Source organism: Pradoshia sp. Z5_111 (genome assembly GCF_058267535.1).
The window spans coordinates 828,777-847,584 of the sequence record NZ_JBZCPQ010000001.1 but is presented as its reverse complement, the minus strand read 5'-3'; the positions used below and the strand labels follow the sequence as shown (position 1 = coordinate 847,584).

The 18,808-nt window shown below is 36.3% G+C and carries 18 protein-coding genes; 12 read left to right on the top strand and 6 right to left on the bottom strand.

All coding sequences use genetic code 11. The annotated features are described in order from the left end of the window. Positions 1-54 precede the first annotated feature (54 nt). The 6 genes from AC4D4A_RS04150 to AC4D4A_RS04125 all read left to right on the top strand — a co-directional run bounded on the left by AC4D4A_RS04150 (position 55) and on the right by AC4D4A_RS04125 (position 4,843). Positions 55-468 carry a MerR family transcriptional regulator gene (locus AC4D4A_RS04150; protein ID WP_490994697.1) on the top strand — a complete coding sequence of 138 codons (414 nt, stop codon included), beginning with the start codon at positions 55-57 and terminating at the stop codon, positions 466-468. Between the two features lie 47 nt (positions 469-515). Then, the gene (gene glnA, locus AC4D4A_RS04145; RefSeq protein ID WP_490994696.1) at positions 516-1,850 is read left to right on the top strand and encodes a type I glutamate--ammonia ligase; all 1,335 of its coding nucleotides are present in this window, start codon (positions 516-518) and stop codon (positions 1,848-1,850) included. Positions 1,851-3,088: 1,238 nt separating this feature from the next. Continuing rightward, complete coding sequence (locus AC4D4A_RS04140) at positions 3,089-3,706, top strand: glycoside hydrolase family 25 protein (RefSeq protein ID WP_490994695.1); 618 nt, start codon at positions 3,089-3,091, stop codon at positions 3,704-3,706. Positions 3,707-3,872: 166 nt separating this feature from the next. Next, a complete protein-coding gene (locus AC4D4A_RS04135) occupies positions 3,873-4,187 on the top strand; it encodes a hemolysin XhlA family protein (RefSeq protein ID WP_490994694.1) in 315 nt (104 codons plus the stop codon). Positions 4,188-4,199: 12 nt separating this feature from the next. Beyond that, on the top strand, positions 4,200-4,577 hold the full coding sequence (locus tag AC4D4A_RS04130) for a hypothetical protein (RefSeq protein ID WP_490994693.1): 378 nt from the start codon (positions 4,200-4,202) through the stop codon (positions 4,575-4,577). Positions 4,578-4,726: 149 nt separating this feature from the next. Continuing rightward, entirely contained in the window at positions 4,727-4,843 is a 117-nt protein-coding gene (locus AC4D4A_RS04125) for a phage holin (RefSeq protein WP_490994766.1), read from the top strand. A 122-nt stretch (positions 4,844-4,965) separates the two neighbouring features. Here AC4D4A_RS04125 and AC4D4A_RS04120 read toward each other — a convergent pair whose 3' ends face one another. From AC4D4A_RS04120 to AC4D4A_RS04100, 5 genes are all read right to left on the bottom strand, one after another. After that, positions 4,966-7,347: a DUF8508 domain-containing protein gene (locus AC4D4A_RS04120; RefSeq protein ID WP_490994692.1), complete on the bottom strand. Its 2,382-nt coding sequence runs from the start codon at positions 7,345-7,347 to the stop codon at positions 4,966-4,968. Positions 7,348-7,784: 437 nt separating this feature from the next. Next, the gene (locus AC4D4A_RS04115; protein ID WP_490994691.1) at positions 7,785-7,943 is read right to left on the bottom strand and encodes a hypothetical protein; all 159 of its coding nucleotides are present in this window, start codon (positions 7,941-7,943) and stop codon (positions 7,785-7,787) included. Between the two features lie 298 nt (positions 7,944-8,241). After that, entirely contained in the window at positions 8,242-9,009 is a 768-nt protein-coding gene (locus tag AC4D4A_RS04110; protein WP_490994690.1) for a YqjF family protein, read from the bottom strand. Positions 9,010-9,278: 269 nt separating this feature from the next. Further along, entirely contained in the window at positions 9,279-9,557 is a 279-nt protein-coding gene (locus AC4D4A_RS04105) for a Parvovirus coat protein VP1-like protein (protein WP_490994689.1), read from the bottom strand. A 190-nt stretch (positions 9,558-9,747) separates the two neighbouring features. Next, positions 9,748-12,684: an SH3 domain-containing protein gene (locus tag AC4D4A_RS04100; protein WP_490994688.1), complete on the bottom strand. Its 2,937-nt coding sequence runs from the start codon at positions 12,682-12,684 to the stop codon at positions 9,748-9,750. Positions 12,685-12,966: 282 nt separating this feature from the next. Between AC4D4A_RS04100 and AC4D4A_RS04095 the strand changes: the two genes are divergently transcribed. Further along, positions 12,967-13,659: a DUF1919 domain-containing protein gene (locus AC4D4A_RS04095; RefSeq protein WP_490994687.1), complete on the top strand. Its 693-nt coding sequence runs from the start codon at positions 12,967-12,969 to the stop codon at positions 13,657-13,659. A 112-nt stretch (positions 13,660-13,771) separates the two neighbouring features. Here AC4D4A_RS04095 and AC4D4A_RS04090 read toward each other — a convergent pair whose 3' ends face one another. Then, positions 13,772-14,233 (bottom strand): PH domain-containing protein, encoded by a 462-nt coding sequence (locus AC4D4A_RS04090; RefSeq protein ID WP_490994686.1) that lies wholly within the window; start codon positions 14,231-14,233, stop codon positions 13,772-13,774. A 379-nt stretch (positions 14,234-14,612) separates the two neighbouring features. Between AC4D4A_RS04090 and AC4D4A_RS04085 the strand changes: the two genes are divergently transcribed. The 5 genes from AC4D4A_RS04085 (at position 14,613) to AC4D4A_RS04065 (ending at position 18,655) form a co-directional block, all read left to right on the top strand. Beyond that, positions 14,613-15,413 (top strand): hypothetical protein, encoded by an 801-nt coding sequence (locus tag AC4D4A_RS04085; protein WP_490994685.1) that lies wholly within the window; start codon positions 14,613-14,615, stop codon positions 15,411-15,413. 24 nt (positions 15,414-15,437) lie between these two features. Next, entirely contained in the window at positions 15,438-16,517 is a 1,080-nt protein-coding gene (locus AC4D4A_RS04080; protein WP_066104191.1) for a toxic anion resistance protein, read from the top strand. A gap of 13 nt (positions 16,518-16,530) precedes the next feature. Continuing rightward, on the top strand, positions 16,531-16,899 hold the full coding sequence (locus AC4D4A_RS04075; RefSeq protein WP_490994684.1) for a hypothetical protein: 369 nt from the start codon (positions 16,531-16,533) through the stop codon (positions 16,897-16,899). Positions 16,900-17,342: 443 nt separating this feature from the next. Then, entirely contained in the window at positions 17,343-17,957 is a 615-nt protein-coding gene (locus AC4D4A_RS04070) for a hypothetical protein (RefSeq protein ID WP_490994683.1), read from the top strand. Positions 17,958-18,136: 179 nt separating this feature from the next. Next, positions 18,137-18,655: a hypothetical protein gene (locus AC4D4A_RS04065; protein ID WP_490994682.1), complete on the top strand. Its 519-nt coding sequence runs from the start codon at positions 18,137-18,139 to the stop codon at positions 18,653-18,655. Positions 18,656-18,808 lie beyond the last annotated feature (153 nt).

The window sequence follows — 18,808 nt, the reverse complement described above, 5'->3', positions numbered from 1 at the left end:
TTCACATGGCATAAACTAACAATATCAAGAAGAGTTTTGAAGGAGGATGTAGTGGTGAGCGGTAACATCAGAAGAACCATGCCACTTTTTCCAATGAGTATTGTCATGCAGCTGACCGATTTAACTGCACGGCAAATTCGTTATTATGAAGAACATAAATTGGTTTATCCAGCCAGGACAGAGGGGAATCGAAGGATGTTTTCCTTAAACGATATCGATCGTCTTTTGGAAATTAAAGAATTGCTTGATCAAGGTATAAATATGGCCGGGATTAAAAAAATTCTTGAACCTTCTGCTTATAATGAAACTGAAATAATTGCTAAGGATGAACATTCCAAAGAAGAACAAAAGCCAGAATTGACCAATGCGCAATTAAGAAAATTACTGCGCGATGAAATTTTAAAGGCTGGCCGCTTTACAACGAGAGGCAGCAACCAATCTGGTGATATGCATAGGTTTTTTAATTAAAATTAAAATATAAAAAAGCTTTATTATTTAAGGGAGGAAAAAGGAAGATGGGGAAATACACTGCGGATGATATTAGGAAATTAGCTAAAGAAGAAAATGTAAAATTTATTCGATTACAATTTACCGACATTCTGGGAACAATTAAAAACGTAGAAATTCCAGTAAGTCAGCTTGATAAAGCATTAGAAAATAAAATGATGTTTGATGGTTCATCCATTGAAGGGTTCGTTCGTATTGAAGAATCTGATATGCTTTTATATCCAGATCTTGATACATGGGTAATTTTTCCTTGGACTGCTGAAAAAGGAAAAGTGGCTCGTTTAATTTGTGATATTTACAATCCGGATGGAACACCATTCTCAGGTGACCCACGTGCTAATTTAAAACGTGTGTTAGAGGAAATGAAAGAGTTAGGTTTCACAGATTTCAATCTTGGGCCTGAACCAGAATTCTTCTTATTCAAATTAGATCAAGCAGGGGAACCAACTTTGGAGTTAAATGATAAAGGCGGATACTTTGACCTTGCTCCTACAGATTTAGGTGAAAACTGCCGTCGCGATATCGTACTTGAGTTAGAAGAGATGGGATTTGAAATTGAAGCATCCCACCATGAGGTAGCTCCAGGGCAACATGAGATTGATTTTAAATATGCTGATGCGATTACAGCTTGTGACCAAATCCAAACATTCAAATTAGTAGTAAAAACAATCGCTCGTAAACATGGCTTGCACGCAACGTTCATGGCTAAACCATTGTTCGGTGTGAATGGTTCCGGTATGCACATGAACTTGTCTTTATTCTCTGAAGGGAAGAATGTTTTCTACGATACAAAAGGAAATATCGAATTGAGCGAGACAGCTCATCAATTCATTGCTGGTATCATTGAGCATGCGCCTGCATTCACAGCAGTAACAAATCCAACAGTTAACTCATACAAACGTCTAGTTCCTGGATACGAAGCACCTTGTTATGTTGCATGGTCTGCTCGTAACCGTAGCCCGTTGATCCGTATTCCGGCTTCCCGTGGATTGAGCACACGTGTTGAGGTTCGTTCTGTTGACCCAACTGCAAATCCATACCTAGCAATGGCAGTATTACTTAGCGCTGGTCTTGATGGCATTAGAAATCAGAAAAAAGCTCCAGCACCAATTGACCGTAATATCTATGTAATGTCTGCACAAGAACGTGCTGAAGAAGGTATTAAAGATCTTCCTTCTACGTTATATCAAGCATTAGTAGAATTACAAAAAAATCCTGTCATCATGAACGGTCTAGGTGATCATATCCTGGAACACTTTGTAGAAGCAAAAGAGATTGAATGGGATATGTTCCGCACCCAAGTTCATCCATGGGAGAGAGAACAATATCTTCAAATGTATTAATAGCCGAAACCCTTGACACTACCAGTGTTGAGGGTTTTTTATTTGGTGGGGCAATCATATGTATTTAGATTGTCCAAATTTTCACTCCGCTTTTGCTCCGCCTCTAAATATTTTTATCTCATCATACCTTTTGTGAAATCTTCGAATATCTCCATAGTATCTTTTTCGATTTTCTTAGTAGACATCAGCGGTGATCTGCATGGATCCATGACTCAAACGTTTTTGAATGTATTTCGAAGTTCCTGATTATGGGAGTAGAACAACATGAGTATGCCTTAAAGCGTGAATTGGTATCTTTGGCAATCTGGCTCTTTTATGGATTCGTTCCATAGCATTAAAAAGTTACAGGAATTGATTATCCTGTGCGAAAATTTTGTTAAAGTATAATTGGAACGCTATGCGGTAATATGTGAAGAATAAATAAGAGGGTTCCAAAGTGGGAGTCCTCTTATTTGTATATGGCAAATGAACCACATCTTGAGCCTCTTGTTGAAGTTATATACCAACGCTATTATTAACGTAAGTCGGATAAAGGATGAATATATATGAAGAAACTTTTGTGTATTTTCCACACCATGCGGTTACGCTATTTGCTTCAACATGTGGAATCATCTAAGGAAGTGAATCAAAAAATTCTTCTTTTGCATTTAAAATTAAACGAATTAGAAAAGCTAAAAAATTAAAATTAATGGGACTTTCCACTGTGGGAGTCCTCTTTTTTATAAAAACTTTTCCCCTCTTATTTAATAAATCGCCTCTGAAGGGAGTGGCGTATTGGCACTAATCGTTAGCATTGAAAATATATTACGATACAATTATTTTTCAAAAACTAATAGTATGTACTGTGCGATAGCCTGAGTTCGGAAAAATTACAATATTTACAATTCTGTATTTTGACGATATACTTTGGTTGTGCTTTCTCATTGAAGCCACTTTTTATATTTGTTTAATAACCTTACAGAAAGAAGTCTGAGTATTTAATACTTAGACTTTTTTCGTTCTAATGTTTATCTTTTTAAATCTGATAAAACCAGGTGTATGCTCGGTCTATATAGTGCACACCACCCCTTAAGGGAAGGAGGGAAGTCTTGCCATTTAAGGATTTGATATAAAAAAAGAGAGGCAGTTTTTATGCTCCGCAAAATCGCCTTTCCTCTATCAAAAACTGTAGACAACGTTTATTTTAAGAGTCCCTCGAGGCTCTTTTATATATTCTAATAAAAGGGGGGGTGATTATTATGGGTAAAATTATTGATATTTCGCATCACCAGCCGCCATCTTCTATAAACTATGACAAACTAGCCAAGGAAGTGGATTTAGTTATTGTTCGTACTCAGTATGGATCTTCTACAATCGACAGACATTATAAAACTCATCACAGGGAATTAAATAAGCGTGGTGTACCAACTAATGCTTATGCGTGGGTAAGGGGGATTTCGATCTCTGATATGGAGAAAGAGGCTACTGATTTTTATAACCGGACTAAAGAATTTAGGCCACCTGTTTACTGGCTTGATGTTGAGGAAAAGAGAATGAAAGATATGAGAGCAGGGGTTAAGGCCTATGTAAAGAAATTGAGAGCTCTTGGGGCAAAGAAAGTAGGAATATATATTGCCAATCATCTTTATAAATCCCTTAATATCGATATAAGAGACTTTGATGCTGTTTGGATACCTTCTTATGGACATAACGACGGCAAGCGAGCAAGTAGCCGAAAACCAGACTATGCCTGCGACTTATGGCAGTTTACAGACAAAGGAAGAGTAGATGGATATGCTGGTAATTTAGATTTAAATGCTATTATAAGTAATAAACCACTGATTTTTTTCACGGGTAATAATGAGCAAATCACATAGTATGAGGGGACTTCAAGCCGGAGTCCTCTTTTTTTTGCCTAAAGTGATGCTCGTGTAAAGTGAGCCATTCTCTTGGCCAACTATTTAGACATTAAATGATAGTTATATAGTCTAATTATGGAACAAAAGAAAGATTCTTCGCATATGATGAGGGTGAAGGTTACAGATGTTAAAACAGTTGGTGATGAATATGTCAGAAGAATTCAAAGAGTACAAGCGTCAGACGGAAGGGCAATTTGATAAACAGGACGTGCGTTTTGAAAAACATGAATTCCGGATGGACAAGCAGGAAGATCGGTTGGACCAAATGCGCAGTACACAAATTGTACACGATCAGCAGATTGCTGGTATTTTAGAAACCCTCAAAGACATTAAAGGAGATACTGTATGGTTAAGAAGAACTGTGACCGCTTCCGTTATAGGTGGAACTATTCCAGCGGTTATCGGTTTTATTGTGTTTGCTATACAAAAACTGAACTAAGGAGGGTGGATGATGAAAAGGTCTATACCATATTTTGAAGCACTAGTCAGTATATTGAGCTATTACCTTGCTTCGGTATGTATGTTCAACAATGATATGTTTCAGCAATTGCCAGAGTTATATGGAACTTTAAGTCAGTTGGGAAGCGAGACATTGTTTGCTCTCATTTTCTTTTCTGCAGCTACTATAAAGGTTATTGGCATGGTTATTAATAGTCATGTAATGAGAAAGTTTGGGTTAGGGTTATCCGCCTTAATTTATTTAATCATTGCCGTTTCTTATGCCGCGAGTGACATGCCTTTAAACTGGGGTACGGGGATTTTCTTTTTGCTGTCTGCATTCAGCCTTTTAAATATATTTGAAGTTAAGCATACTAAGTTAATAGAGTGATAGATATGAAGTGGAAAGTACGTTTAAAAACCCAATCTTATTATTGCATTTACTACTTTAGTCACTAGCTTTATATATAAATTGCTCGGTTTAATAGGAGTCATGCCGTCTGTCGCAGAAGATGATGTTACACATTGGTTTTGCTTTTTGTGGATATATTAGCTGGGATTGGTATTGTTCAGGATCCGACAACTAAAGGAATAGGAGACAGTCAACAAGCCTTGAGTTATGAAGTTCCTAGAGATGACAAAACCAATGTTGTATAAAGTCCACAGGAGCTCTTATGCTTAAGATGCGCTACCTATGACGTATCCTATCAAAAATCTGTCATGCATAAAAGAAGAGAAGGCGATCCTTTAAGACCACCTTCTCTAGACTTTAATGAACATTATTTTAGCATGGTTTGAATTAATACAGGGTCATGATCACTTGCCCGCCCATGTTCTTCCATGAAGGCAGCGTTGATGTGAACGATATCAACAGCTGTACGCAATGTTAGTGGTTTCGAAACAAGGATATGGTCTAGCACTTGTAAATTTCCTTGATAGGCATACGTATAGCGGTCAATTGAGGGAATCAAATCAATCATATTCGTCAATTCCCTGCCCTTCAGTGTTTTGAGTGTATCTGTAAATTCAAAATCATTTAAGTCTCCGAGAGCAATAATATTTGCATACTTGTCCTTGGACTGAATTTCTTTTACAAATTGATTCACCACATTTGCTATGCTAATGCGTTGCTCTTCACTAGACAATATAGCCGGCTGGTTTTTTCCAAAGAGCGGCTGGTCCCCGCCTTTTGAATTGAAATGGTTAGCGATGACAATAACATCCTTGCCATTAAAGGTAAATTGGGCAGCTAAAGGCTTACGGCTACTATCAAATGCAGGATTTTCAGGATCAATTCGTCCTGGATTTGCTGTCAGTTTGCCATTTTCATAGCGGACTGCTTCATTCGCACTGCCCTTTGGAGCAGAAGTGAGTGACACTCGCTCCGGGTTATATAAAAATCCGACACGGATATTGGCTCCAGGAGCGCCTCCATCTTGATTATTTACCGGGGCGATATCAGTGAATGAATAAGTGGGACCGCCCAGCTCTTTAATTTTATCAATTAATGTTTGATAGCTAGCACTTGCATCCGTATTACCGCTATTTGTGGCACCATCATTGTCCTGAATTTCAGTCAGTCCAATGATATCAGGTTGGTTTAGGTTGTCTGTAATAGCTTTTGCAAGTTTTGTAGTTTTTTCATCGCTCTCCTTAGGGGAGAAATTTTCTACGTTATAGGAAGCGACTGTCAGTTTTTTGGCATGTTGCTTAAATTTCGTTACCTCTTGTTTCAGGGAGCCGTTTTTAAGTTGCGGTAATTGATCTTTATCAGAAAGAATCCGGTAATTGCTGAAACCATAGCTTACAATTCCATGAATATCTCCCGTAAATGAATCGCCTGTCTTGGTAACAAAGCTTGAATCTCCAGTATCAACGATGAGTCGCTCTGGATTATAATCCTTTTCTGAAATCCTTAAGCCACCTGCCAAGGTGTTGAGTAACGTATATTTTGACACTACATATAGTTCGCCATAATCCTGCGGTGCAATGACCTTTGGCTGTTTAATGTTTACGAGCATTCCCTCTAGGCTCTCGTAATAATCTATGCCGTCCTGATACGGATCAAACTTGCCGAACTGGTCGTTATCGATGACTCGCGTTGGCTGTCCTTTAAGCGGGCTAATCTCAATCGGCTTAGGGAGCGGTTGTGAGTCTTTTACAATCGTAATGTTAGTAGCATTGATTTCCGTAACCGGTAAATCCGTTGTTAATTTTTCTGCATAACCTTCTAGTACCCATTCTTTGACCTGACCGCTTGCTTTAATGGTATTACCAACTTGTGCACCATGGTTTCTTTTATAGACAAGTATACCTTCTGAGGTGGAAGGGTTTTTATCAGCCGTTAGAGATTGCATATAGAAGTTGTTAGCATCTGCAATATAAGTTACGATGCCTTCAACATCTGCCACATATTGATCCTGAAAAGGAGAGTAGTGCTCAGCACCTTGAATGTCATGTATCTGTAAACCACTAGTGGCAATGTAATAGGTTAGTGATACAATATCACTGTTTTTATAGCCGTCTGCTATGACGATTGCTTTAATTGTTGTGTTCTCTGTGATGAGGATGGGGGTCGTGTACACTTGGCTGTCTATGGTAGGGTCCATCCCATTTGTTGTATAGTAGATGGTTGCGTTTTCTGTCTCTGTTGTTAAGGAAATAGCTGTTCCAGCTGATACTGGTCCGGGAGAGACTGAGCTCGCAGCAACGGCAGCTTTCGGAGTTGGATCATGTTCTTCTGCAAAAACAATGGAGGTAGGTGATTTTAATCCAGGCACTGTATAGTAAGCCTCAAGATTTCCGGTAACTTGAATTTTACTACCGATGATGGAAGGATTGGACTGCAGACCAAATTCTGCTCGGAATTTAGCTGGGAGCTGGATAGGAAGCAGTTTTTCTTTATCCGTTTCATTAGGTGAATCAGCGAGCGCAATATTAAAATCACTGCTGAATGGTGCTTCAAAATCGTAGCTATTATTTCCTGTCGTATGGGCAACGATATAGCCTTCAACAGTAGCATTGCCTGTATTGTTTGCTATTGCCTCTGTAACAGTAATGGGTCCATCTGCCTTGGGTGTTACCGCAGGAATGAACGATAAGAGGAGCAGGAACACGAGAAAGGCTGGGACGAAGAAACGATTAATATTGGATTTTGACATTCGACACTCTCCTTTAAATTTCTATCATTTCTCCCATATACTACAAAAAAGAGGGCAATCAGTACAGGGTGGTTAGATTCATCTTTCTGTTGAAAGTTAGGAATGGTATAAGTAAATAGTCATGATTCTATCATTTTTTAGGAAGTAAAGAATCCGAATCCTCATTTTGTGAAGGTAGAAATTTCTTTTTGTAAAATATATCGTTTTTCTTCTATTAAGTATAGGGTTGAGAGGATGCTATAGCAGGGAGAGTTGAGGAGAGAGTTATTTGTGTTCTTGGCATCTTTTTTAAAAGGGTAACATTTGTTGAAGTTAAGGTGCAGGTTTGATGAACTAGGTTAGAAAAATAGAGGTTAAGATTTATAAAAAAATATTGAGAATACACTAAGTAAGAAAAGTATGAATAGAGGTTGAATTTAAGCAAATAAAAACCCCGCTCAATCGAAACGGGGGACTTTTAGTTCGGCATATCTTTTTGCAACTAAATACTTTAGTTGTTCTAAATCTTCTAATGTAGTTTTATTTCCGATATAGTCTTTAATAACCGGAGGTATGGTTATTGAATCGATTTTTTTCGTTGGCTCTTTTATGTCCATTTTCTCATCTATCCTTCTGAAAAACTATTATAGTACCATTATATAGTTACAATATTACGAACAGATTAATAGGAGTTTACATTTAAATATTATTAAGAAGTCAAAAAGAATACCAATAATACCGAGATGGGGATTAAGATCCGCTAGAAATCATGCGCCCAACAGAAGGGAATGATAAAAAGGAGAATGAATTAAGAAGGGTTCGGCAAAAATTACCCAATCCTTTTATCTTATATAGTCTACAGATTGTATATTTTCATATAGCATAATTTAATCGATAGTAAACCCAGTATATAGATTATTTGTCGGTGGAGCGTTGAATTCTACCCACAATTTTTGGAGGGAAAAATAAAAATCGCTTTCTTCTTGAGTAATGCATATGCTGTGGTGTAGGATCGAGCGTTTCATCTTGTAAAAAATCGAGCATCGTATTAGTTGATATATACGCATGAACCATACTAACTTTCCATTGATCGTGATGAATATCCCCTCGTATGATTAAATTCCCTAAAATGCTATACATACTGTACCGTTCTAATAACCAAAAATCCAAAGATTCCGGCAGGGGCTCATATAAAATCTGCTGACGTTCATAATGAACATTGAGTTGATAGGTTTGTTTACTGCTTTCTCGTACACTTTGAAAATAAAATTGATCCTTTGCTTGTTGAAAGTACATATGTGCTTTTTTATATGGTAGGCCTAATCCTAATTGTGCTCCCAAGACGGCTAATAGTTTGTCCGCATCTAAACTAAAAAAATAAATACCTGGTACACCCTTGTATTTAACATATGTACGTACATTCAGCTCTAAATACGTATGAAGATATGGAAAATGCGGAAGCCCTCTTGCTCTCATTTTAGTTATTTTAAAGGGAATAATTGAAATCCATGCTTTTCCTTCATATAAATCAATTTCCAATTCCTCCGGCACATATGGACGGAGAAGGGTGGAGTCTAATTGATAATGTAAAAATAGCATATCATTCCATACCTGGGTCAGTATCCATGGTGACTTTGGTAGAGGAAAAGGACGATGTTTCGTTTCATTAAACTCAAAATACATAAATCCCCCTCATTTCTTTAAGTATATTAAATGTTTTGCCCATATATATTGATATTAAACATTCCGATAAAGCAATACGGATTAATAAGAAGGACTAGAACAAGAAGGAAAGAAATTTACATATAATATATAAAAGTGAATATAGCAGAGGGGAAATATGAAACTAAATATAAAATTTCGACATCTAATAATGCTGAAGTAATATATAAGTTAAAAGTAAAGACCTCTCCAACCAGAAAGATTTGAGAGGCTTTTTATAGTTCCTGGTTTTAATATCGGAGATCATACCTAAGGCGCATAACATTGTAAAACAATCGAGCATCTCGTCCCATTTTTGTTCGAGGGTTTATTTGGGATTGAAGGCAATTTAACAGCATTTCGTCACACTGTTTAGTGGGTCCAAACCGCTCATAACAGTCATCATGTTTCTTGCAGCATGAGTCTACTTGATTAGTAGGTCCCCATGGACCGGAACAGCCTGGACCGCACCAATTATATCCTGGATAACATAATCCTTTGCCAGGACGTCTTCGTCTTCTTCTTTGCATACTTCCACCTCCATATAAATCTTTATAATTAATATATGAGGAGTTGGACAAAACGTAAGGGCAGATAAATGGCTAATGTTTACTTGGATTTTAATTAGGTTGCTGTGACAAAACAAATATATTCTTATAGAAAAAAGCCCAGAGTGTTAATCTCTGGGCTACGACTAAGAAATGATAATCTCGCAATCTATTATTTATTCAACTCACGGATAATATGCATTCCGGAAACCCATCCTTGTGTATCATTTGAAAGGTTCACTTTATACCATCCATTGCTGGTTATCGGATTGTTTTTTGAATCAACCGATAGCTCAATATATTGATAATTAGATAGGGTGCCGACCACACTGCTGCCTGTATTTGCAGCAGAACGGACATTTAAGGATGTAGCATCCACACGCGCCAGATTTTTAACGGACATGTATTTATAGTAACTGCTTAACCCAAAACTGGAGGTGTAATACATGTTGCCTTTATATTTTATTTTTAAAGTCTCATTATTATGTTTTTCTAGCAAATTAAAGGTTTCTCCAGCTTTAATGCTGGCAGAGGATCCTGAGTTTGTTTTTGTTACATATTCAGAACTGACCCAGCCGGTTTTTCCGTTATATTGAACTTTATACCAGCTACCGCTTGCACTAAGAAAGGTTATTGTTGCCCCATTAGGTATGGTGAGCAAAATAGAACCATTTGTTGAAGCACTAGAACGCAAATTTAGATTAGAAGTTGTCTTATAAACGGTTGAACCTGTATTATCTGCTGATGCCAGATTAATGGTTGTATGTGCTACCGCAATAGTACCAGTAGGAAAGACATCTTTTGCATCAGGATAAGAGGGTCTGCTTGGCACCGTTTTATTCGGGGGGGCATTTTTGGCACCCTCGTTATTGTAATCAAGCATTGCCGACATATGTTTGGCAATCGCTTTTCCCCAATTTGAATCGGTCGCATAATAAAAATTCATCCCGCTGCTTAGACTGTCGATTCTATTCCCATTACTATCTTTAACGGTAGAACCAAGATACGCGCCTTTATAGGACCAGTAACCTTCATTTAAATACGTAGCTTTCATCATTTGAGCAATAAATTCAATATTTGATTTGATTGTATTAAATTTGACAGCACCCACAAATGGAGCTGCATCATAGGCTCCGTAACCAAACAGATTGTTTTTGGCTAGTGATATAGTTGATTTACCGAAATTGCTCTCGTGAATGGCATGTGCTGCAAGATACAAAGCATTCACGCCATATTTGTTTGCTGCATCAATAAATATGCTTCCCCTGTTAAATAGAACACTGTTGGAGGAGGTTGCATTATTCGCAATATACGTATTAATTTGTGCAGCTGTTACGGATGATTTTGTCCTTAAATCAATCGTTACATAGGAATCTGAACTGATTGGATTAGTGGAGTCGGAGGTAGATGCTCCTTTTACCAGATAGGATGAGCTGACCCAGCCTGTAAGTGAGTTATAGGAAACCTTATACCATGATCCGTTTTTGGATAAATACGTAACCTGTTTTCCTTTAGGTATAGTAGTAAGGACAGCTCCACTGGTAGAGGCTGAATTCCGGAACTTCAAATTAGCAGTTGTCGTATAAATCTCATTATTCTTTACTTCCTCTTTTTTATCTTCAGTTGTTTCCTTTAGGAATTCAGAGCTAACCCAACCTGTTTTGTTTCCGTACTTCACCTTATACCAAAAACTGCTTTTTGATAGATAGGTAACTTTCTCTCCTTTTGGGATAAGCGTTAATACAGACCCCTGGGTAGAAGCCTCAGTTCTTAGATTCAGTCTGGCCGTTGTTTGATAAGTCAAATTCTCATTTGGTTTTTCAACAGAAGGGGAGGGACTCTCATTTTTAACCGGTGTAACACCTTTTAAATAGCTGGAACTGACCCAACCAGTTTTACCGCTATATTTTACCTTAAACCATGAACCGCTCTTGGAAACATAAGTAACAGATTTGCCTTTAGGAATCGTTGTTAAAATAGATCCTTTCGTCGAAGCGGATGATCGTAAATTAAGATTAGCATTAGTTTGGTACTTCACTTCCTGTGTAGGTTTTGCCACAACGGAAGGGGTGCTGCTCGTTGGTTTGGCAGCAGCTGAGCTAGCTTTTAAATAACTGGAGCTGACCCAACCGGTTTTACCGCTATATTTTACCTTGAACCAAGAACCGCTTTTGGAAACATAAGTAACAGACTTACCTTTAGGAATCGTCGTTAAAATGGATCCTTTTGTTGAAGCGGAAGATCGTAAATTAAGATTAGCATTAGTTTGGTACTTCACTTCCTGTGTAGGTTTTGCCACAGTGGAAGGGGTGCTGCTCGTTGGTTTAGCAGCAGCTGAGTTAGCTTTTAAATAACTGGAGCTGACCCAACCGGTTTTACCGCTATATTTCACCTTGAACCAAGAACCGCTTTTGGAAACATAAGTAACGGATTTCCCTTTTGGAATCGTCGTTAAAATAGATCCTTTCGTTGAAGCGGATGATCGTAAATTAAGGTTAGCTTTCGTTGTGTATGAAGATGAACTGCTGGTAACAACAGCAGATTTAACCACAGCAGCAGGTTCAACCTTAGCTTTCTCATTTATTTTTTTTACATAATCTGAACTAACCCAGCCTGTAGTAGTTTGATATTTTACTTTAATCCAAGAACCACTAGTGGAAATATAGGTTAGGGTTTTCCCTTTCGGAATGGTTTTCAGGATTTTCCCGTTGGTAGACGCTTTGGATCGTAAGTTAAGATTAGCTGTAGTTTGATAGCCAGAGATAATGGCTTTATCAGAAGTAATATTTTCAGCTTTCTTCACATACTTATTATTAACCCAACCTGTGCGATTGTTGAATTTCACTTTGAACCAAGAACCACTTTTTGAAAGGTAGCTAATTTTTTCCCCTTTAGGAATGGTTAATAGTACAGAGCTTTTAGTAGAATTACTGACTCGTAAATTTAAATTAGAAGTGGTTTCGTAATACGTAACACTAGATGATTCAGCCTTTTTGGTGTCCAATAATTTTAATGATGTATCCCCGCTATATAGGATAAATCCTGCAGATAATAAAAGTGTTGTACCCTTATAGACCAATGGCTTATGGCTTGCCTTTTGATTTTGCAAATGTACATCCTCCTTTATTCTCCCTCAGTTTTACAAAGCTGTATGGCATATGTTTTTGTCAGACAACAGCAGAGATCAGTTAAATCAACCCCTAAAAAAATAAGGGTAAAATGAGTAACTAAAAAATGTCTCCAGCATAAAATGTCATAGAGGGTGCTATAGCACATATCGGCATAATTTGGGAAAAGTTTAGCGAGAAATGTAAGATTCCATAAATTAGATGTTATTTTTTTATTAAAAAAAGGAATAAAGGTAATAATAATGTAGAAAGGGGGAGATAAAATGGAAGGTTATCTACAAAATATAACAAAAAAGATATCTAGTTACTGTTTTCATCTGGATATGAAAACGAAAGTGAAAAACCGACATTTCACGATTGTCTCAGATAATGATTGGGGCAAGATAGTTTATGATGAATTAGGTATGGAATATCAAACTCCATTTGTAGGAATGTTCATATTTGCACCGGATTATATTGAACTGTTATCTAACTTTGAGCACTATATGAAATCTCCCCTTAAATTTACACTCCATTCAAAATACGATGGTGTATCGGGTGTCTATCCCATTGGGCTGTTGGGCCAGAAAGTAGAGATCCATTTCTATTCCTATAAGTATAAACAAACAGCATTAAATGACTGGAATGAAAGAGTTAAACGTATAAATTGGGATCAGCTGTTTTTTAAATTCAGCGATCAGTATCAGTGCAGAAAAGAATGTATTGAAACGTTCAATCAGTTGCCTTTAAAAAACAAAGTCTGTTTTACGGCTAGGCCAATGGGACATTTAGACAATGTGATTTGTTTTTCAAATCAACACATAGAAACCAAATTAGAAAATGAGCTAGTGGATTATAAAAAATACTTTGATGTAGCATCTTGGCTGAATACAGGAGAAGTGATTAAGAAAGAGCCTGAAAAAAGAAAAGCCAATTTTGAACTGCATTTTCCTTTTAAGCTAATCGGCAACAAATAGATAATGAATTTAAACACCGGTGTTTTCCGGTGTTTTTTATGTGCTCATGGTATGAGACCGACGCTACGGGGAGATTGCACGTTAAAATAAGGAGTAATCTATTAATTTTATCCTAACTCTCCGTACGATCTTCAAATGGGTTATCCGCTTTTATGTGTGGATTTTGCTTTAATAATTGACGAACAAACTGAGTTTGGTTTTTTGGTGAAATGGCAATCGTATTATATCCTGTAAAATTAATTTCTATTTTATCCATAGATAGGGCAGGAGCTGTAAAAGGATTTCTGGTTTTTCTTATACTGATAATTGTATCAATCATAATTTTCTTCTTAAATGGACCGTAGCGTATGGTGAGGAGGTTTTCCGATATTGTATATCCTGTTTTAAACCATATCCACAATAAACAAAAACCAACTGGTACTAACAGAACAATTTTAACCCATTGCTTGTCTAAGAAATCAGGGGTCATCCAAACACTAATGTTTGGAAATGAAATAGGTGAAAGAATAAAAAGAAATGCGAATAACCAAATAATAGCGGTCATCCATATGTCTCTTTTTGATGGAAAATACATGCAACCATCCTCCGTTTATTTGTATCTATACATTCTTGTTGGAACGTTTTTAGATCATATATAGCCTTCAAATTAAAGGGTGAATTTTAATGAAAACTACCCATCGATGGGCCGTTTTACGATTTGGGTTACCTTTTAATTCTATTTTACCAAAACTATCCATATTCTAGTTAAAAATATAAGTTGCTATTCTGAAATTTTATATTAAGATATTCGCTTCAAAAAAAGATAGTATATAAATATAGTTTTTCTTGAGCTATCCATTATTTTCGACAAAACCATTAGAAGAAATGAAAATTACCAATGTTTTTTGAAACTATCTCTCTGTTTGTTCGTATGTATAGTATGATAAAATTGCCTTAGAAAGGGGTGACTGTTTATGTTCTATATGATCCTTCTTGGATTGGTAGGAGCTACAGCTGTAGTTTTTCTGCAGGACGCAAAACCAGCAGGACCAAAACAGGAACGTTTGGCAAATGTGATGAAGCGAATAGCCGGTAAAAATCAAAAAGACCAGTTTGTATGCACGCAATTGGATGATCGTTATGCCCATTATGTATATGAATTGGATTCAAATATACTTTCCATCTTGGCTGGTCCGGATTACATTACGATTAATGCGCAAAAAGCTAAAACAAAACAGCCTTTACTGGATGTTCGATACGATACCAGGTCGAGAGTTTATACAGAAAAGAAAATCTCCGAACAACTATTAAAGAAAGAAAGCGATCTAGAAAAGATTGATCTCTTTTTAAGATGGGCCATTATGAGTTTCCAGCCAGATAAAATGAAAACGATATATCAAAATAACAATAACTTCACTGCTCTTATAAATGAGCTGGAAGATGCGAGAAATAGAAACTATCTATCTTCACCGATTGACCATGCCTTTACTCAAATTATCCCAAGCCTGGGTTATTTACTGGAGCATGTGGATCTCATCTCTGATGTTGATTATGAGCATCAGGTTAAGGAGACAATAATCAAAGATTTACGTAAGCTGATTGCTGACTTTAGTCAATTGGAATCCAAACAACAAGAAAAGTATGAACATGATACATTAAATCGACTGATTATCATACAGGAGCGAATTACACAAATTCGCAGGCATATAGACAATACAAGGGAATTTGATTTAAAGAAAACACTGACTACAATCGATCAAAGATACGAAAAATAATGTCAGACAAGAGGTGGAAAACCGATGAGTGAACAAAATAGGGAATTTGATGAAACAGCGATTCAATCATTCATAAATCCCGAAGATATGAAAAAATTAAATGATGAAGCAACTCAGGTCGTCAAAAAAATATCTGACACAGATGCACATAATATTGACTCCGTCCTAGAGCATTTAAGCAATTTCGGCGGCAATGAGCAACGTATGGCTGGGGAATCATTAAACAGTCTGCGCAGACCGGTTAAAGATATGATGGACAATAAGGACAATCACGATATACCAACTAATCTGCTGAAGCTTCGCGAGGCGGTATCTGACCTAAATCCAAATGCCTATCAGACAAAAGGAATAGCAAAGATTGTTCCGAAGTTTTTGCGCAAGAGTTCAAATGAAAAGTTTATTGCTAAGTATCAAACGGTGGAAAAGAATATTGATGAAATCGTTCAGTCCTTACTTAGAGGAAGAGATATGCTTCAGGAGGATAATGCTGAGCTTGATGTCATCAAAAAAGATGTCCATGAAAAAATTTACCTCTTAGATAAACAAATCTATATGGGTCAGCATCTTTTCCAAATGATTGAGGATAAAAAGAACGATCCGGAGTGGCAGAATAAGCAGCAGCTTGTCATGGAAGCACAGGAGAAAATCATTGTACGAACAAAGAATATGAGCTCTATGGTAAATGTGCTGCAGCAGTCCCTTGCTTCCGTTGATATTATCAAGAAAAATAATGATAAATTAAAAGAAGCCATTCGGAATGCAATTGACACGACTAAGAACTTAGCTCCCGTTACATCTGCAATTCATTTGGCCTTGCAAAATCAGGAAAGAATCATTACAGCAATCAATGATGTGAATGAAGCTACAGAAAACATGATTTTGGCAAACGCGCAAATGCTAAAAGAAAACACAGAAAAAACAACGAAGCTCTTGGAGAATCCATCTATCTCGATTGAAAAGCTCCAAAAGGCTTACCAGGATATTTATTCTGCTATTGAGACCCAGGAAGCATCCAGCAGAAGGATTATCGCCAGCAGTAAAGAGTTTGTAACGAAGCTGGATGATATGAACAGAGAAATGAAAACGAAGCTATTAAATCAATAAGGGGGAAGAAACCATGCAATATGTTAGATATTCTCTCTTGCTACTAACCTGTTATTTGACCGTGATGTTCAGTGGATTTATACCAGTGGTATTCTTTGATTCATTTGGAATGTTCCTGGGTTCCTATATTTCCATGTCCATCGGGATTACAATTCTTTTATTTGGCTTATTCTTTATGAAGATGAAAGAAAACCATTCATTGAAAATGAAGTTGCTTGTTATTAATACGATTGGCTTCCTGCTTTTCCATTTTAATTTTGCAGGATATACTTCATACAACTCCATGGTACTGTGTTATCCCATCCTAGCAGTCTTAACATTGGTTGCGTACGACAAGTATTATAAAAAGCAGAAGGATAAAGGAAATCGCATATACTACTGAAACGCCGAATGAATCGGCGTTTTTTTCTGTTTTAAAAAGACCAGGCTGCCAAACTAACGGGTTCTCTTTTGAGGGAGAAAAATAGAAATAACAAGACGTATAACACAACAATTAATAATGTAAAACGCAACAATATTTCGTTGCGATTTTTTTTGATATAAAAGGATTTAAATAAAACAATACCTCTTTTGGTTACTTAATTCGTCTAGTATTTAGCTTGCTTTTTAACATCGTTACAATAGCTATTGTCAATTTGCGATTGGGCTTGTTAATTTGCTTAAGATAATCATAGGTGATTTAGTAAAAAGGAATAAAAGGAACCTTAATCGAATATTTAACAAAGTTTAAATTGATTGAAGCTTACTAAAGTGGCAGTTTAGTTTAAAAGGCCCATTAATTTGAACTTACAGTAACAAATATAAAAGAGGGTATGAGGGATAATTTTGATTAAAGGATATTCAAAAATTTACTTACAAAAGGTTGAAAGTTTAAATAAACAAGGGTTAGTTTACTCAATAAATACAGGTGGTAAAACCATAGGGAAATTACAAGAATCCAAAAATTCCTCGAAAAAGTCAGGCAATCAATTGATAAAGCTGGCCAGCCTGATTCTCCTAGCTATACCTAAGAGAATAATCTTAGAAAATTTAGAAATAGATTTATTAAATGAAGAAGGAAAAAGTGTAGGTTATATAAAAAAAGAGATTGGATTTCATAAAGATTTAATTTTATACACGAAAAATGGAGAACATATTGCCACTGTGAAATCAACTTCAAAAGGTAAGTCACCATCAATAAAAGTTATTGATGCAAATGGCAATGAATTATTAACAGCAATAGGTAGATATGATGCAATAGATTTCACAGTTAGGGACAACAGTACAAATAAACTTTTAACTACAATTAAGAAACGCTCCTTATTTTATGAAACGATAAAAGAAAATTTATTCAACAATGATGGTTATCATATAGAAAATAGTGATTATAAAGAGGATGTAGTATTTGAACTTATTGGAATAGTGGTTGCTATTGATATTCACTTCCATATGGGGGAATGAATTGTGAACTTTTCTACTTTACCTATGGGCATTGATCCAAGGAGGATTAATGCCTTTTTGAGTTGAATTTCTTATTGTAGAAAAGGGGCAGTTTAGCTTAACAGGAGCAACTGAGAAAATAACATAAAGTTAATTCAAGTATTTAAGAGTTACAATATAAGACGGGGGGAAGAGATGAGTTGGGGAAACGGACAAAAACAATCGCATTTTATGTTATATCAATGATTGTTACATATGCGATATTTGCAAGTATAGAGAGTGCAAAACTAAGTTCTAAAACTGTCGATGAAGCATTTGAAAAGTTTAAGAATGAATTTGTTGAAACTGAAATCGGTGATAAAGAATTTTACCGAATTGGGAATTCTACATTTGTGCCATTTGAAGTTGGAAATACTGTTTCATTAGTCCAGTTTGAAAAAGGGATATTCGGTTGGAAACCAACCTATTATTCTCACGATGAGGATAGAGGTTCTTCCTATACAAGTTTTGCTGATGGAGATATCCTTTTGCACGGGGTCATACCAAAAGATATAGTGGCTGAAACGAAGATCATAAAAGTGAATGGAATAGAGGCAGATATTGTTAGGCTCAATGATAAAACGAGAGTTTGGATTTTGATGAACAATAAACCAAAAAACTTTTCTAACATAAACATAGACTTCTTAGATAATGACGGACATATAATCAGTGAAATATAAATACAAATAACATTTCTAAAGGTAGTTGCTATTATTGTGAATAAGTATACTTAAACAAACGGGGCAGGTTAGTTGAGCAAGATTCCAAGGGGGTATTTAGGAAATGGATATATATAGTTGGTTAGGTATTGTTTCAATTGTATTCATTATTTT

Excerpts from the sequence above, each read along its gene's own strand:
- glnA (WP_490994696.1), top strand. The coding sequence starts at position 516 with ATGGGGAAATACACTGCGGATGATATTAGGAAATTAGCTAAAGAAGAA.
- AC4D4A_RS04140 (WP_490994695.1), top strand. The coding sequence starts at position 3,089 with ATGGGTAAAATTATTGATATTTCGCATCACCAGCCGCCATCTTCTATA.
- AC4D4A_RS04135 (WP_490994694.1), top strand. The coding sequence starts at position 3,873 with ATGTTAAAACAGTTGGTGATGAATATGTCAGAAGAATTCAAAGAGTAC.
- AC4D4A_RS04130 (WP_490994693.1), top strand. The coding sequence starts at position 4,200 with ATGAAAAGGTCTATACCATATTTTGAAGCACTAGTCAGTATATTGAGC.
- AC4D4A_RS04120 (WP_490994692.1), bottom strand. The coding sequence starts at position 7,347 with ATGTCAAAATCCAATATTAATCGTTTCTTCGTCCCAGCCTTTCTCGTG.
- AC4D4A_RS04115 (WP_490994691.1), bottom strand. The coding sequence starts at position 7,943 with ATGGACATAAAAGAGCCAACGAAAAAAATCGATTCAATAACCATACCT.
- AC4D4A_RS04110 (WP_490994690.1), bottom strand. The coding sequence starts at position 9,009 with ATGTATTTTGAGTTTAATGAAACGAAACATCGTCCTTTTCCTCTACCA.
- AC4D4A_RS04105 (WP_490994689.1), bottom strand. The coding sequence starts at position 9,557 with ATGCAAAGAAGAAGACGAAGACGTCCTGGCAAAGGATTATGTTATCCA.
- AC4D4A_RS04095 (WP_490994687.1), top strand. The coding sequence starts at position 12,967 with ATGGAAGGTTATCTACAAAATATAACAAAAAAGATATCTAGTTACTGT.
- AC4D4A_RS04090 (WP_490994686.1), bottom strand. The coding sequence starts at position 14,233 with ATGTATTTTCCATCAAAAAGAGACATATGGATGACCGCTATTATTTGG.
- AC4D4A_RS04085 (WP_490994685.1), top strand. The coding sequence starts at position 14,613 with ATGTTCTATATGATCCTTCTTGGATTGGTAGGAGCTACAGCTGTAGTT.
- AC4D4A_RS04080 (WP_066104191.1), top strand. The coding sequence starts at position 15,438 with ATGAGTGAACAAAATAGGGAATTTGATGAAACAGCGATTCAATCATTC.
- AC4D4A_RS04075 (WP_490994684.1), top strand. The coding sequence starts at position 16,531 with ATGCAATATGTTAGATATTCTCTCTTGCTACTAACCTGTTATTTGACC.